The organism is Tardiphaga sp. 619_E2_N8_4, from assembly GCF_051810905.1.
Lineage (GTDB): Bacteria > Pseudomonadota > Alphaproteobacteria > Rhizobiales > Xanthobacteraceae > Tardiphaga > Tardiphaga robiniae.
The window spans coordinates 1,165,221-1,179,381 of record NZ_JBPWQJ010000001.1; the positions used below are offsets into that span (position 1 = coordinate 1,165,221).

A 14,161-nucleotide genomic window follows, 5' to 3' on the forward strand; every position below is an offset into this window, starting at 1 on the left:
GTCAGTAAGCCGCGCGGGATTTGGAATGGCCTGCCGGCGCCTTGGCGTCAGCGTCGAGCAGCCAGCGCGCGCGGGGCGGTGCTTCCATCGTGTCGGTGAGTCCCAGCGCAAGGCGCTCTGCGCCGGCCCAGGCGATCATCGCGCCGTTGTCGGTGCACAGTGCCGGCGGCGGGATGATCAGCGTGGTCTGCGCTTTTGCGGCGACGGCCTGCAGCGCACCGCGGATCGCCTGGTTGGAGGCGACACCCCCTGCCGCGACCAGTGCATGCGGCGGGCCGAATTGGTCTTCGAACAATCTGAGGCCGACGCTCAATCGATCCGCCGTCGATTCCAGCGCCGCCGCCTGGAAGCTGGCGCAGAGATCCGCGATGTCCTGCTCTTCCAAAGGAATGAGACGGCTGGCTTCGTTACGGACCGCAGTCTTGAGACCGGAGAGCGAAAAATTCGCATCGGGCCGGCCAAGCATCGGCCGCGGAAAGGCAAAGCGCTTGGGATCGCCACCGGCAGCGGCCCGCTCCACTTGCGGCCCGCCGGGATACGGCAGGCCGAGCATCTTGGCGACCTTGTCGAAGGCTTCGCCCATGGCGTCATCGACGGTGGTGCCGAGCCGGACATAGTGGCCGACGCCGAGCACCGCGACGATCTGGGTATGACCGCCGGAAACGAGAAACAGGCAATACGGAAACGCCAGCGCAGTGGTCAGCCGCGGCGTCAGCGCATGGGCTTCGAGATGGTTCACGGCCACCAGCGGGGTGTCATGCACCATGGCTATGGCTTTTGCGGTGGTGAGACCAACAATGACGCCGCCAATCAGGCCGGGTCCGGCGGCTGCGGCCACACCGCTCAGTTGCGCGAAATTGACGTCGGCGTCCTTCATGGCGCGGCCGACGATGCCATCGAGCAGGTCGATATGGGCGCGCGCGGCGATCTCGGGCACCACGCCGCCATAGGGCGCATGGTCGCTGATCTGCGAATGGACGATATTGGACAGGATCTTGCCGCTGCCGTCGGGCTGGCGTTCGATGACGGCGGCCGCGGTCTCATCGCAGGTCGTCTCGATTCCCAGCACCAGCATCGGTTGGTCGGTGGTCACTATCGGTCCTTGCTAAATCAGCCAAATCCGGGCTTTTCCTGTCCCCGGCGTAGCATTGCGGGGTCGCAAGGTGCAATCACTCGATGCCCTGCGTGGCATGCGAGACCCCCGAAACCGGACCTCAGACATGGCTATTCTCGTCACTCGCCCGCAGCCGGACACTACCCGCACCGCCACCGTCTTGCGCGCGCGGGGCTTCGAGGTGCTGGCGGCGCCGATGCTGCGCTTCGAAAAGGTGATGCTGTCCATCGATTCGGACGCGGATTTCGGCGCGGTGATCGTGACGTCGGCCAATGCGCTACGCGCACTCGCCGATCAGCCGGTGCAGGCAACCCTGCTTCACCTGCCGCTGTTCGCGGTCGGCGACCGGACCGCAGAGGCGGCGCGCAATCTCGGCTTTGCCCAGGTCATGTCCGCCGAAGGTGATGCTGCGGCGCTGCGGGACCTATTGACGGAGAGCAGCAAGAGCAAGCTGCTGAACAAGACCCGCCCGCTCCTTTATCTGGCCGGCGCCGATCTTGCGCGGGATCTCGCTGGCGAACTCGGTGCGCGTGGTTTCACGGTGGTGACACAAACCACCTACCGGATGATGCCGGTGGCCGATCTGCCGGATGATGTTGCTGCGGCCTTCGTGGCCGGCAGAATCGAGGCTGTGCTGCATTATTCGCGGCGGAGCGCGCGGGCATTCTTCCAGGCGGTGGGCTTATCGGGCGTCGAGATCGCTGCCCTCGCAGTTCCACACTATTGCCTTTCAGCGGCGGTCGGTACGATTGCGCATGACGCCGGAGCCAGCCAGGTCGTGGTGGCGCAGACCCCGGACGAAAATGCCCTGCTCGCGGCGCTGGACCGTGCCATCGCGCCATTATCGCGTTAAGACTGCTGTGACCAAATCCCGGTAGGGATCGGGCATGTCACGAGGGAACCGACGCCATGGCCGACGATAATGAGACGGGATCGTCTCCGGATGCCGGTCGGCCCAAGCGGCCGCCGCCAACCATCGAATTGACGGCTGCCGAGGTCACCGAGCGTCCGGCTGCAGCGGAGCCTGCGGTACCGGAAACAGCATCGGAGTCCGTCGATACCGCACCGTCGGACATGCCGCCGTCCGAGCCCGCCGCGGAGGCTGCGGTTGAAAAGCAGACGCCCGTCTCGCCTGCGCGTGCACCTGTCCTGGTTCCCGTCGCCGTTGGCGCGGTTGCCGGTGCGCTTGTCGCCGGAATTGCATGGTTCGGCCTGAGCGGCATTGCATCGAGCGATAAGGCAGATGTCGATGCGCTGACCTCTCGCATTGCGCAGATCGAAGCGCGCCCGGTCGCTGCGCCGGATACGGGGCTGGCAACGCGGATCGATACGCTCGAGAAATCCATCGCGGGATTGCGCGGCGATCTCACTGCCGCGAAGACACAATCGGATCGTGTCGTCGCCGACATCAATCAACTCAAATCCGCGCCGCGCACCGCGACCGGTGTGGTCGATCTCGGGCCGATCAATGAGCGGCTCGGGCAGATCGAACGTGCAGCCGGCGAGTTGAAGTCTTCGGCCGCCCAACAGAATACCAAACCTTTCGATGACACGGTCTTGCGCCGTGTCGTTGCGGCATCACTGCTCGATACGTCGGTGCGTCAAGGTGAACCCTTTGCGGCGGCGCTTGCGGTGGTCAAACCGCTTGCCGGCAATGCCAATCAGCTGAAGCCGCTCGATGCGTTTGCAACGACGGGCGTACCAAACGCAGTCGCGCTCAGCCGTGAACTGCTTGCAGTGTTACCGAAGCTCACACCCGCTCCGGCGGACACGCCTGCGGTAGGCGCAGGTTTCATGGATCGTCTGCAGGCCGGCGCGGCCAAGCTGGTGCGCATCGAGCGCACCGATGCTGTCGGCGCAGGTAGCAACAGCGGCGCCGTGTCACGCGCGTCCGCGGCTGCGCGCAGCAACGATATCGCCACGGCCAGGCGTGAATTGCTGACGCTGTCGCCAGCGGATCGTGCCGTGGTTCAGCCCTGGCTCGATAGAGTCGATATGCGCGATGCAGCGCTGGCGGCTTCACGTCAATTCGCAGCCGACGCGATGGCGGCGCTTTCCAAACCAGCGCCATAGGAATCCGATGTTCCGCATCATTCTGTTTCTTGTGTTGATAGCACTTGCGGCCGCTGGCGCCGCCTGGGTCGCCGATCAGCCCGGCGATGTCGTTATATCCTGGGGCGTCTGGCGCGCTTCGCCGTCGGTGCCGGTGTTTGTGCTGGTGCTCGGCCTGACAATCGTCGCGGTGGTGTTCGCCTGGTCGCTCCTGCGTGGTTTGTGGGGCGCGCCGAAGCGAATGCGCCGTCGTCGCCATGAAAAGCGTCAGGCGCGCGGACGTCAGGCCATCACGCATGGTCTGCTGGCGATCGGGCAGGGCGATGGCCACGCCGCGCGGCGTCATGCCGATATCGCCAAACGTTTGACGACTGACGATCCGCTCGCTCTGTTGCTGCATGCCCAGTCCGCCCAGCTCGATGGCGATCGCGCCGGTGCGCATCGTGCGTTTCAGGCGATGGCTGAGCGTGGCGATACGCGGCTGCTGGGTCTGCGCGGTCTGTTCATCGAAGCGCAGCGCAGCGACGATCCCGTTGCCGCCGTAACGATTGCCGAAGAAGCGCTTAAATTATCGCCGGCATCGACATGGGCGTCGCAAGCCGTTCTTGGCTTCCGCTGCGCGCAGAGCGATTGGACCGGCGCGCTGAAAATCCTCGACAACAATTTTGCCTCTGGCCTGATCGATCGCGCGGCGTTTCGTCGGCAGCGCGGCGTGCTGCTCACCGCGCGTGCGCTGGAGCTTGAGACACAAGATCGCGATCTGTCCCGCGACAGCGTGACCGAGGCGATCAAGCTTGCGCCAACTTTGGTGCCGGCCGCCGTTCTCGCCAGCCGATTTCAGAGCGAGGCGCATCAGACCCGTCGGGCAATGAAGATCATCGAGACAGCGTGGCTGGCGCAGCCGCATCCGGATCTCGCCGACGCCTATGCTCATGTGAAGCTCGGCGATTCCGCGCGGCAGCGGCTGGTGCGTGTCGAGACGCTGGCGTCCAAAGCGCCAGGCCATATCGAAGGCGCGCTGGCGATCGCCCGTGCGGCCATCGATGCCGCCGAATTCACGCGCGCCCGCGAAACACTGGCGCCGTTCACGACCGACTCCACCCAGCGCGTTGCGATGCTGATGGCGGAAATCGAACGTACCGAACATGGCGACAGCGGCCGCGCCCGCGCCTGGACATTGCGTGCCGTGCGCGCGTTGCATGATCCGGTCTGGACGGCGGACGGCTATGTGTCGGATCGCTGGCGGCCGGTGTCGCCGGTTACCGGCCGAATTGATGCGTTCCAGTGGCAGACGCCGCTGGCCGCACTGCCGTCGGACAGGGCCTCGACGATCGAGACCGAGATTTTGCGCGAAACCGTGCTGGCTCCGCCGCCCGCGATGCCAAAACCCGTGGTGCCCGTGCCGGTCGAAGTCACACCCTCCGCGCCGGCTCAGGACCTCGCGGTGGAACCTGAAGTACCAGCACAGCCCGAGCCGGTGGCCGATGCCGCGCCCGAGCCCGCCGAAGCGCCGCCGCCGCTCCCGAAACCGGCCCCCGCGCCGCCACCGCTGTTCCGCGACCGCAGCGATATCGCCAGCGCCGCGAAGCCCGCGGTGGCTATTCCGGCCGTCATTCCCATCGTCAGGCCCCCGGACGATCCGGGCGTGGACGAGGCGGACGATTATCGCGATGAATTCGCCGAGCTGAATGCAGGCCAGCAACAGGGCGGTTGGCGCGGGTTTCTACGGCGCTGGGGCGGATAACAGCCCCGATTCAGGCCCAAATGGCCGGTTTCAGTGGGTGGTTGGTCGCGCTTTTCGGTCGCCAGATTCGCCGCCGCTTCTTGCAAAGCAACGCCCCGGGCGATATCAGATGCCCCAGCGTTTTCGGCCGAAAAGCCGAATCGCCGCTTGGTTCGCCGCAATAGCTCAGTTGGTAGAGCACGTCATTCGTAATGACGGGGTCACAGGTTCGAGTCCTGTTTGCGGCACCAATTGCGCTCCGGCGCGATCCGTTTCAGTCGCAACAGTCAGTCGCAGCTTTGGTGCCTTACGCGGCGGTGGCAGGCATTTCCAGGTCGGCCCAGATCTTGGCGAAATAGGCCTGGAAGGCAGCGTCGGTGCGCAGCGCTACGGGATCGCGGCCTGCTTTGGGCAGATCGATGACATGCAGCGCCCGCACGGTCGCCGGGCGTGCGCTGAGCACCAGAACGCGGTCGGCCATGGCGATGGCTTCGCCGATGTCATGGGTGACCAGAATGGCGCTCTTGCCGTTTTCGGCGATGATGCGTGATACGTCGGCCTGCAGCAGCAGCCGGGTCTGGAAATCCAGCGCCGAGAACGGCTCATCCAGCAGGATCACCTGCGGATCGAATGCCAGCGTGCGCATGATGGCCACGCGCTGGCGCATGCCGCCTGACAAGGTTGCGGGCTTGGCGTTCTCGAAACCGGCTAGGCCGTAGGCGCGGATCAATTTCATGGCGATGTCGCGCGACGTCTGCCGCGGCACGCCGCGTACCTCCAAGCCGAGCATCACATTGTCGATGACGGAACGCCACGGCAGCAACAGATCCTTCTGAAGCATGTAGCCGACATGTCCTGCAGCATCGTCGACGCGGATGCCTGCGACCTCCACATGGCCGCGGGTCGGTTTCAGCAAACCGGCGATGACATTGAACAATGTGGACTTGCCACAGCCGGACGGGCCGACGATGGCCAAGGTTTCGCCTTGTCGCAGTTCAAAGCTGACGTCGCGGATGGCTTCAACATACTGCTTGCCGCTTCCGAAGGATGCGCCGACCTGTTCGGCCTTGAGCACAGCGGATGTGGACGACGACGACGTGGCGATTGGTGTCATGGCGTTCATGCGTCCACCTCACTGCAGAAGCCGAGTAGCATGTTATTGAAAACATCGGGGGTCACGGCGGTGAAGGCATGGGCGCCCCATTCCACTTCGTGAACGCGCGCGCCGGGAATGGCGGCAGCCAGTTGTTGCGAGAGATAGGCCGGCACTAGGCTGTCGTCCCGCGATGAGGCCAGCAGTGTCGGCGTTGCAATGGTCGCGAGAGCGTCGCCGGGGTCGAAGGCGAGAAACATGTCGATCCGCGCATTCATCGTCGCCGCTGTCGGGAAGTGCGCGAGGATGCGCTCTTCTTCCGCGTCGAGCTGCGCGGCATTGTCGGAAATCCATCGCGGCGGATAGAGAAACAGTGGCTGCGCACGCACATAGGCTTTCGGGCCGGACTGATTCAGGATCTGTTTGCGCACTTCGAAACAGCGCCGCAGGAACGGATCGGCGCGACCCCAGCCGTTCACCACCACCAGGCTGCGCAAGCGCGCGGGGTCGCGCAGGGCAAGTTCAATTCCGACGATGCCGCCGATGGCATGGCCCACCACATGTGCATTGCTGACACCGGCATGGTCGAGCACATGCGCGATGTCGTCGGCCATGCCCGAGATTGATCGTGGCGGCGCGGTGTTATCAGCGCTGCGGCCGGTGCCGACGTGGTCGTAGAGGATGACCTGGTGGCGCTGCGCGAGTGCTGCGACCTGCGGCGCCCAGAACGATCCGCTGCCGCCCATGCCGGCCGACATGAGGATCGCCGTTCCGTGTCCATGAGTTTCGTAATAGATGTCGGCGTCACCGCCGCTTGCATAGGGCATGGGTTGTCTTGCGGGTTCGAGCGATGGAAAGTCAGAAGCGCAGGCGGCGTTCGAGAATGTCGATCGCGCCGTACATCAGTAGCGCCACGGCCATGAGCGCGGCGATGCCGACCCACACGGCGTTCAAATCGTAGAGCACGCCGGCATAATAGATCATGTAGCCGAGGCCCTCTTTCGAGGCGATGTATTCGCCGACGACTGCGCCGATCAGCGCGAAGCCGACATTGAGACGGAAGGCGGACACGATCCACGGCATGGCGCCCGGAATGACGACAGTACGCCAGGTCTTCCATCGGCTGGCACCGAGCGAGCGCATCAACTTGATCAGGTCGCTATCGACTTCCTTGGCGCCCTGTTGCGCGGTGATCACCGCGACGATGAAGGTAATGATGGCGGCGATGGCGATCTTCGACGAGATGCCGATTCCGAACCACACGATAATCAAGGGTGCGAGTGCGATCTTCGGCAAGCCGTTGAGCGCGATGAGATAGGGGCGCAGCACCGCCGCGCTGGTGGGAAACAGCCAGAGCAGCAGCCCGACGGCGCTGCCGGCAATAGTGCCGATCAGGAATCCGGCGATGGCTTCCCAGGCAGTCAGCGCAGCATCGCGCAGGAGTTCTCCGTTGGCGATCAGAATAGAGGCCTTGGCGAAGATGCCGCTTGGCCGTCCGTAGAGATAGACCGCGATCCATTTGAAGCTGATCGCAATTTCCCAGGCAGCAAGTAACAGAGCTAGCAGTGCCACTTGCAGCAGCGCGATCCGCAGGACCGGCGGTATCAGCCGCCGCGCGACATTGGCTTGGGTGGCTTCGATGGTCGTCACATCAAGCTCGCTTGTGTGCGATCGACGCGATCTCGACGAGGCAATCCGGTTTCACCAGTCCGCACTGGATGCAGTAGCGAGCCGGCTTCTCGCCGGGGAAGTATTCGGCATAGACCTTATTGACGGCGCCGTAATTGGCCCAATCGGTTACGAAGATGGAGTTGAAGGTGACATCGGCCATCGTGGCGCCTGCGGCAGTCAGCACGCTCTTGATCGTCTCAAGGATGTGCCGGGTCTGCGCCGCCGCATCGCCGACATGAACGACGTCGTTGTTCTTGTCGAAGGCCAGCGTGCCGGACACATAGATCACGCCGTCGGCCATCATGCCGGGCGAGTAAGGTGCGAGCGGCGGATGAGTGCCGGGCGGAATAATCGCGCGATCTGTCATGGGATCCTCAGGCTTTCGTGGAGGTTTCAGTCTGCGCGAATGCGCGGCGGAAATCGGCTGTGCTGGAAACCCAGCCGAAGAAGGTTTCGATGTTGAAGACAGCCGCCTTCTGGACGTAGTCGGGGCCGGCCTGATGCGTCGCGTCTTCGAGCATCACGCCGAAATATTCGAGATGGAAGCCGTCGCGCAGAGTCGATTCCACGCAAACATTGGTGGCAACTCCGCAGAAGACGAGATTGCGGATGCCGCGCGCGCGCAGGATGCTGTCGAACTGGCTGTTGAAGAAGCCGCTGTAGCGCGGCTTCGGTACCACGATGTCGCCGGGCTGCGGCTGGAGTTCATCGACGAGCGCGTAGTCCCAGCCACCCTTGGCGAGCAGGCTGCCTTGCAATTCCGGGCGCGCGCGCATGGTCTTGAGTGCGTTCGATTTGTGCCAGTTCGGGGAGCCCGGACCGCCGGCCTCGACATAGTCGGCGTCCCAGCCGTTCTGGAAATAGATCACAGTGACGCCGGCCTCGCGCGCGACCTCCAGCGTCTCCTTGACGGCCACGATCGCTGCCTTGGCGCCGGTCACGTCGAAGCCCGCGAGATCCAGATAGCCGTTCGGCGACGCGTAGGCGTTCTGCATGTCGACCACGATGACTGCGGTCTCCTCGACCGCGAGCCGCAACGGCTCGGGGCGTGCGGGCAAGGTGACGTAGCGCCGTTCAGGCGGAAAGCTGGTTGAGACCGACATCACGCCAATCCGAATTCTTTGGTCGCTTTCTCGGCGAAGCGATTGTCGACCATTTGTGCATAGGGAAGCGTCGTTGAGACTGCGCCGCCGCCTTGTTCCAGCAACATCGCGCGATCCCATTCCTCGGCGGAGATGGTGGGGTTTTTCGGGATAGCCGTCTTGCTGCCAAAGAAGTTCTTCGTCGCATTTCCGACCACCGACGGCGAGACTTTCGGAAAGTACTTCTCTGCGACCTCGGTGAAGACAGCATTGTTCTCGTGCATCATCTTCTGCGCCTCGGCGATGGCGTTACAGAAGCCTTGCACCGCCTCCGGGTTGGAGGCGATCACGTCTTCGGTGGCCATGGCCGTCGTGAAACACAGCGGACCAAGCAGATCGGCGAATGATAGCGACGGTACGAGGCCAAACTGTTCGGCGCCGATGCTGATGTCCCATTCGAATGCGGTGGCGATGTCGGCACGGCCATCCTTGACGGCTGCGGCCTGGGCGCCCGGTGGCAATTCCAGGAAGGTGACGCCCGCTTCCTTGGGGTCGAACTTGCCAACCGTCTTCATCGCGTAAGTCGGGACCTGGATCGTCGAGGACGGAAATTTCAGCGTCGCGATGGTCTTGCCGCGGAGATCATCGATGGTGGTGATCTTGGTGTCCGGGCGGGTCATTCCCCACATCGATACGCCGCCGACGATCTTGGCGATATTCTTGAGCTTGCCGCCTTCACGCGTGGCGTTGACCGACATGCCAGGGCTGGTGACGCCGATCTGGCCGCGGCCGGACAGCAGGATCGGCACCGGCAGGGCGATGCCGCCCGCGGTCGACAGGTCGGTGTCGAGGCCGTGCTTGGTGAACAAGCCTTTGTCGGTTGCGACATAGAGCGAGGCATACATGCCGAGCCGGATGGCTTCCGACACCAGCACCTTGCGGCCGGCGGCAAAGGCCGGGCCTCCCAGGCCAGCAAACGGGGCCGCTGCGGCGCCAATGAGCGAATATTTGAGTAGGTTGCGCCTGTCGATCATGCCTCTGTCCCTCGCCGCCATTGCCGATGTCAGATGGTGTGCTGCATAGTTTTTAGCCGCAGCTGGTTTTAGCATAAAATTCTTGCACCCGTTAATTTCATTAACAAGTCGGGAAAAACAGATATATTTATCTGTAATGCTTATGAATATTGACCTCCGGCAACTCCGTGCCTTCGCCGAGGTGGTTCAGGCCGGCAGCTTCAGCCGGGCTGCGCGGAAACTTGGCGTCTCCCAGTCCGCCCTCAGCCAGGCCGTTCGCCAGCTCGAGGACGAGCTGCAGGTCCGGCTGCTGGACCGGACGACGCGCAGCGTTCAACTCAGCAAGGTCGGTGCCGAATTCCTGCCGGGGATCCAACGCCTGCTGGCGGATCTCGATCACCAAATTCAGGATTTACGCGATCTGCGCGAGCATCGCCGCGGCCATGTTACGGTGGCCTGCGTGCCGTCGGTGGCGTTGCGTCTGATGCCGGTGGTGTTGGCGAACTTCCAGCGCGAATATCCCATGGTGAGCGTGACGCTCAAGGAAGTGTCACGGCATCAGATCATTGCCGGGCTGCGCAGCGGCGACGCCGAGCTCGGCATCGCCAATGTGCCGGGTGAGGATGCGGATCTTGACGCGACGAAGCTGCTGACGGATCGTTTTGCGCTGGTAATGCGGCGGGATCATCAGCTGGCGTCACAAAGCACCGTGAACTGGATGGACGGCGTCGCTGCAGGCGTGATCGCAATGGCGACCGGCACCGGGATCCGGCTGGAAATGGAACGCGGCCTGCAGGAACTGGGGCGTAGCAACCCGCTGCATGAGGCCGAACACCCGGCGACCCTGCTCGCCATGGTCGAGGCCGGCGTCGGCGTGGCGCCATTGCCAGGTCTGGCGTTGCCGGCGACGGACCACCCCGTGCTGACCTTCCGCAGGCTGCTTGATCCGGTCATCGAGCGCGATCTGTATCTGATCCGTCGCGTCGGGCGTGACCTGTCGCCGGCCGGTCGCGCGCTTTACCGCGGCATCCAGCTCGTGGCGCAATCGATCCGCGAGCGCACAGCGGCAGGATGGTAGCGAACACGCTTTGACCTTGCTCCCGTGAATCCCTATTTTGGGGTCGTGAATTCCCATTCCGCCCATTTGAGCCCGCCATGACCGCCTCGCTGAAAGCCATCGACGGATCGGCTGATCTGCCTGTCCTGATGAACGACCTCGCCCGGAGCGCCCGTGCGGCTGCGCGTGCGTTGGCGGTGGCCCCAACGGAACAGAAGAACCGGGCGCTTGCGGCCATGGAGCGCGCTATCCGTGCCGGTGTGCCTGCGATTCTGGCGGCCAATGCCGAGGATGTCGCCGAGGTGCGCGCCAATGGCGCCACATCGGCCTTTATCGATCGGCTGACCCTGACCGAAGCCCGCGTGCATGCGATGGCCGATGGCATCCGTGTGATCCATGACATCGCCGATCCCGTCGGCGCCGTCACCGAAAGCTGGCAGCGGCCGAATGGCATGACCATCGAGCGCGTGCGCGTACCGCTCGGCGTCGTTGCGGTGATTTTCGAAAGCCGTCCGAATGTTGCGGCGGATGCCGGCGTACTGTGCCTGAAGTCCGGCAATGCCGTGATCTTGCGCGGCGGCTCCGACAGTTTCCGGTCTTGTCGTGCGATTCACGAATGTCTGGTGCGGGGCCTGCGCGAAGCCGGTCTGCCTGAGGCTGCGATTACGCTGGTGCCAACCCGCGATCGTGCGGCGGTGGGGTTGCTACTGACCGGACTCAATGGCGGGGTCGATGTGATCGTGCCGCGCGGCGGCAAGAGTCTGGTCGCGCGCGTCGAGGCTGAAGCGCGCGTGCCGGTGTTCGCGCATCTCGAAGGCGTCAATCACGTCTATGTCGATCACGCCGCGAGGCTCGATATGGCGAAGTCGATCGTGCTGAACGCGAAGATGCGCCGGCCCGGTGTCTGCGGCGCGACGGAAACGTTGCTGATTGACCGCGCAGTCGTGGGTACGCATCTCAAGCCGCTGGTGGAAATGCTGATTGATGCCGGCTGCGAGGTGCGCGGTGACGCTGCCGTGCAGCAGGCCGATGCGCGCGTCAAGCCTGCAACGGACGAGGACTGGGACACCGAATACGAAGATGCGATCATCTCGGCCAGGGTCGTCGATGGTGTCGATGATGCGCTCGCGCATATTCGCGATCACGGCTCGCATCACACCGATGCGATCGTGACCGAGGACGTCGCGGTGGCCACGAAGTTTCTCAACGAGGTGGATTCGGCGATCGTGCTGCATAACGCCTCGACGCAGTTCGCCGACGGCGGTGAATTCGGCTTCGGTGCCGAAATCGGAATCGCCACCGGCAAATTCCATGCGCGCGGCCCGGTCGGTGCCGAGCAGCTCACCAGTTTCAAATATCGCATTCACGGCACCGGACAGACCAGGCCGTGATGATGTGCGTTTCGGCGCGTGGAGACTGAATTGGATTTGCATTCAGTCCCGCCGGCGCAGGGCATACCCCCACATAGTCCCGGTATGCGGATCGGTCTGCTTGGCGGATCGTTCAATCCGCCGCATGCCGCGCATCGGGCTATCAGCCTGTTCGCGATGAAACGGCTGCAGCTGGATCGCGTCTGGTGGCTGGTGTCGCCGGGCAATCCGCTGAAGGATCAACGCAATCTGCACGATCTCGCCGAGCGCGCGGCGGCTGCGAAGGCGATGGCCGATCACCCGCGCATCGATATCACCTGTCTCGAGAGTGTCATTGGTACGCGCTATACCGTCGACACCATCAGCTACCTCCGACGTCGATGTTCGCAAGCACGATTTGTCTGGATCATGGGTGCCGACAATCTCGCCCAGTTTCATCGCTGGGAGAGCTGGCAGGTGATTGCCGGAGAGGTTCCCTTTGCGGTCATCGACCGACCGCCGCAGAGCTTCCAGGGACTGGCATCGACCGCCGCCCAGGCCCTCGGCCGTTACCGGATACCGGAGCAGGACGCTGGGTCATTGGCCGACCTGAAGCCCCCCGCATGGGTATTTTTGACCGGTTTGAAGCTGAATCTGTCCTCCACCCGGCTGCGGAACCCGGATGGCAGCTGGAAGACGTAATTCCACAACACTCGCCCGATAAGTGTTATAGGGCGGGCGCTGGAATATTGAATCCGGCATTCCCACATGCATAATTGATCTCACCGGGCGTCGGATTCGGCGTCCCAATACAGTGAAAGGAATGGTCCTCTGGCCACTTCTGTATTGTCCAAGACGGGCGCCAAGAAAGCCCCGTCAAAGGTTGCCCCACCCAAGAAGTCCGCTTCGGTAAAGAAGGCTGCCGCGCCTAAAAAGGCTGCCGCAACCAAAACCGCAAAGCCGAAGGCTGCAGCCAAGACACCCGCTGCTGCAAAAGCTGCACCGAAGGCTGTCATTCCGAAGAAGATTGCTTCGCCCAAGGCGAAGAAATCAGCTGCGGCAGTGCGCGATAGCGCGACCGAAACGCTCAATCTCGTTCTCGCCCGCCTTGACGACATGAAGGCCGAGGAAACGGTGACCATCGACCTGCGCGGCAAGTCGGCTTTCTCCGATTACATGGTTGTGACCACCGGCCGGTCGAACCGCCATGTCGGCGCGGTGGCCGAAAATGTCGCCAAAGGTCTCAAGGAAGCCGGTCAGAAGAAGCTGCATGTCGAAGGCCTGTCCAATTGCGATTGGGTGCTGATCGATACCGGCGAAGTCATCCTGCATGTCTTCCGGCCTGAAGTTCGCGAATTCTACAATCTGGAACGTTTGTGGACGCAGAGCCCGTCGGATGAACCGCGGATCGATCTGAAGGCTGTTTGAGCCAGCGGGAATTCGGCAACGGCGCGACGCGTGCTAGTCTGCGCTGATGCATCTTCTTGTGATTTCCATCGGCAAGCTCAAGCAGGGTCCGGAACGCGAGCTCGCGGAACGGTACCGTGATCGTTTCGACGATATTGGCCGCAAGCTCGGGTTTCGCGGCCTTGCGATTCATGAAATTTCGGAAAGCCGCGCACGCGATGCGGTGACCCGGATCAATGAGGAAGCAGCGGCGATTTCGGCGCTGATTCCGGAAAAGGCTGTATTAGTAGCGCTCGACGAGCGTGGCAGCAGCGTCGACAGCGCCAGTTTTGCTCGCCATATCGGGAAGTGGCGGGACGAATCGGTGCCACATAATGTTTTTGTCATCGGCGGGGCGGACGGACTTTCGCCCGAATTGCGGCGCAAAGCCAAACTGAGCATTGCATTCGGCTCGGCGACCTGGCCGCATCAAATGGTTCGCGTCATGCTTCTGGAACAGATTTACCGGGCCGCTACAATTTTAGCTGGCCACCCGTATCACCGCGTTTAGCTCGCTATATTGAGCGTATCGCGTTTGAAAGAAGGCGCTGTCGAAACCAC

Annotated in this window: 15 protein-coding genes and 1 tRNA gene; 9 read left to right on the forward strand and 7 right to left on the reverse strand. The window is 63.2% G+C overall.

Translation table 11 applies throughout. The features are described 5' to 3' along the window. Window position 1 precedes the first annotated feature (1 nt). Window positions 2-1,075, reverse strand: coding sequence for a tRNA (adenosine(37)-N6)-threonylcarbamoyltransferase complex transferase subunit TsaD (gene tsaD / locus AB8A23_RS05545; RefSeq protein ID WP_439060570.1), 1,074 nt, complete (start codon window positions 1,073-1,075; stop codon window positions 2-4). Window positions 1,076-1,220: 145 nt separating this feature from the next. On the opposite strand from tsaD, the gene AB8A23_RS05550 reads away from it, so the two are divergent. From AB8A23_RS05550 to AB8A23_RS05565, 4 genes are all read left to right on the forward strand, one after another. Beyond that, window positions 1,221-1,967, forward strand: coding sequence for a uroporphyrinogen-III synthase (locus AB8A23_RS05550; protein WP_439060201.1), 747 nt, complete (start codon window positions 1,221-1,223; stop codon window positions 1,965-1,967). 56 nt (window positions 1,968-2,023) lie between these two features. After that, a complete protein-coding gene (locus tag AB8A23_RS05555; protein ID WP_439060199.1) occupies window positions 2,024-3,187 on the forward strand; it encodes a COG4223 family protein in 1,164 nt (387 codons plus the stop codon). 7 nt (window positions 3,188-3,194) lie between these two features. Next, window positions 3,195-4,910, forward strand: coding sequence for a heme biosynthesis protein HemY (locus AB8A23_RS05560; protein ID WP_439060197.1), 1,716 nt, complete (start codon window positions 3,195-3,197; stop codon window positions 4,908-4,910). 154 nt (window positions 4,911-5,064) lie between these two features. Beyond that, a tRNA-Thr gene (locus tag AB8A23_RS05565) sits at window positions 5,065-5,140 on the forward strand. A gap of 56 nt (window positions 5,141-5,196) precedes the next feature. Here AB8A23_RS05565 and AB8A23_RS05570 read toward each other — a convergent pair. The 6 genes from AB8A23_RS05570 to AB8A23_RS05595 are packed head-to-tail and all read right to left on the reverse strand — an operon-like array spanning window position 5,197 to window position 9,769. After that, window positions 5,197-6,012: an ABC transporter ATP-binding protein gene (locus AB8A23_RS05570; RefSeq protein WP_439060196.1), complete on the reverse strand. Its 816-nt coding sequence runs from the start codon at window positions 6,010-6,012 to the stop codon at window positions 5,197-5,199. Then, window positions 6,009-6,809 carry a pyrimidine utilization protein D gene (gene rutD, locus AB8A23_RS05575; protein ID WP_093757766.1) on the reverse strand — a complete coding sequence of 267 codons (801 nt, stop codon included), beginning with the start codon at window positions 6,807-6,809 and terminating at the stop codon, window positions 6,009-6,011. The genes AB8A23_RS05570 and rutD overlap by 4 nt, the downstream gene beginning before the upstream one ends. Window positions 6,810-6,840: 31 nt before the next feature. Beyond that, the gene (locus tag AB8A23_RS05580) at window positions 6,841-7,632 is read right to left on the reverse strand and encodes an ABC transporter permease (RefSeq protein WP_439060194.1); all 792 of its coding nucleotides are present in this window, start codon (window positions 7,630-7,632) and stop codon (window positions 6,841-6,843) included. A 1-nt stretch (window position 7,633) separates the two neighbouring features. After that, window positions 7,634-8,020: a pyrimidine utilization protein C gene (gene rutC, locus AB8A23_RS05585; protein WP_093757765.1), complete on the reverse strand. Its 387-nt coding sequence runs from the start codon at window positions 8,018-8,020 to the stop codon at window positions 7,634-7,636. A 7-nt stretch (window positions 8,021-8,027) separates the two neighbouring features. Further along, window positions 8,028-8,756 (reverse strand): pyrimidine utilization protein B, encoded by a 729-nt coding sequence (rutB, locus tag AB8A23_RS05590; RefSeq protein ID WP_089263220.1) that lies wholly within the window; start codon window positions 8,754-8,756, stop codon window positions 8,028-8,030. Then, window positions 8,756-9,769, reverse strand: a complete 1,014-nt coding sequence (locus tag AB8A23_RS05595) for an ABC transporter substrate-binding protein (RefSeq protein ID WP_231078678.1) — start codon at window positions 9,767-9,769, stop codon at window positions 8,756-8,758. Before AB8A23_RS05595 ends, rutB begins: the two co-directional genes overlap by 1 nt. A gap of 82 nt (window positions 9,770-9,851) precedes the next feature. Between AB8A23_RS05595 and AB8A23_RS05600 the strand changes: the two genes are divergently transcribed. The 5 genes from AB8A23_RS05600 to rlmH all read left to right on the forward strand — a co-directional run bounded on the left by AB8A23_RS05600 (window position 9,852) and on the right by rlmH (window position 14,111). Next, entirely contained in the window at window positions 9,852-10,826 is a 975-nt protein-coding gene (locus tag AB8A23_RS05600; protein ID WP_439060191.1) for a LysR family transcriptional regulator, read from the forward strand. Window positions 10,827-10,903: 77 nt separating this feature from the next. Then, window positions 10,904-12,196 (forward strand): glutamate-5-semialdehyde dehydrogenase, encoded by a 1,293-nt coding sequence (locus AB8A23_RS05605; RefSeq protein WP_439060189.1) that lies wholly within the window; start codon window positions 10,904-10,906, stop codon window positions 12,194-12,196. Between the two features lie 30 nt (window positions 12,197-12,226). Beyond that, entirely contained in the window at window positions 12,227-12,856 is a 630-nt protein-coding gene (locus AB8A23_RS05610) for a nicotinate-nucleotide adenylyltransferase (RefSeq protein ID WP_256461223.1), read from the forward strand. Between the two features lie 324 nt (window positions 12,857-13,180). Next, window positions 13,181-13,582 (forward strand): ribosome silencing factor, encoded by a 402-nt coding sequence (gene rsfS / locus AB8A23_RS05615; RefSeq protein WP_420882365.1) that lies wholly within the window; start codon window positions 13,181-13,183, stop codon window positions 13,580-13,582. A gap of 46 nt (window positions 13,583-13,628) precedes the next feature. Next, the gene (gene rlmH, locus AB8A23_RS05620) at window positions 13,629-14,111 is read left to right on the forward strand and encodes a 23S rRNA (pseudouridine(1915)-N(3))-methyltransferase RlmH (RefSeq protein ID WP_439060188.1); all 483 of its coding nucleotides are present in this window, start codon (window positions 13,629-13,631) and stop codon (window positions 14,109-14,111) included. Window positions 14,112-14,161: the final 50 nt, after the last annotated feature.

What these genes read in the sequence shown, in the direction of transcription:
- tsaD (WP_439060570.1), bottom strand. Translation starts at nt 1,075, where the DNA reads ATGCTGGTGCTGGGAATCGAGACGACCTGCGATGAGACCGCGGCCGCC.
- AB8A23_RS05550 (WP_439060201.1), top strand. Translation starts at nt 1,221, where the DNA reads ATGGCTATTCTCGTCACTCGCCCGCAGCCGGACACTACCCGCACCGCC.
- AB8A23_RS05555 (WP_439060199.1), top strand. Translation starts at nt 2,024, where the DNA reads ATGGCCGACGATAATGAGACGGGATCGTCTCCGGATGCCGGTCGGCCC.
- AB8A23_RS05560 (WP_439060197.1), top strand. Translation starts at nt 3,195, where the DNA reads ATGTTCCGCATCATTCTGTTTCTTGTGTTGATAGCACTTGCGGCCGCT.
- AB8A23_RS05570 (WP_439060196.1), bottom strand. Translation starts at nt 6,012, where the DNA reads ATGAACGCCATGACACCAATCGCCACGTCGTCGTCGTCCACATCCGCT.
- rutD (WP_093757766.1), bottom strand. Translation starts at nt 6,809, where the DNA reads ATGCCCTATGCAAGCGGCGGTGACGCCGACATCTATTACGAAACTCAT.
- rutC (WP_093757765.1), bottom strand. Translation starts at nt 8,020, where the DNA reads ATGACAGATCGCGCGATTATTCCGCCCGGCACTCATCCGCCGCTCGCA.
- rutB (WP_089263220.1), bottom strand. Translation starts at nt 8,756, where the DNA reads ATGTCGGTCTCAACCAGCTTTCCGCCTGAACGGCGCTACGTCACCTTG.
- AB8A23_RS05595 (WP_231078678.1), bottom strand. Translation starts at nt 9,769, where the DNA reads ATGATCGACAGGCGCAACCTACTCAAATATTCGCTCATTGGCGCCGCA.
- AB8A23_RS05605 (WP_439060189.1), top strand. Translation starts at nt 10,904, where the DNA reads ATGACCGCCTCGCTGAAAGCCATCGACGGATCGGCTGATCTGCCTGTC.
- rlmH (WP_439060188.1), top strand. Translation starts at nt 13,629, where the DNA reads ATGCATCTTCTTGTGATTTCCATCGGCAAGCTCAAGCAGGGTCCGGAA.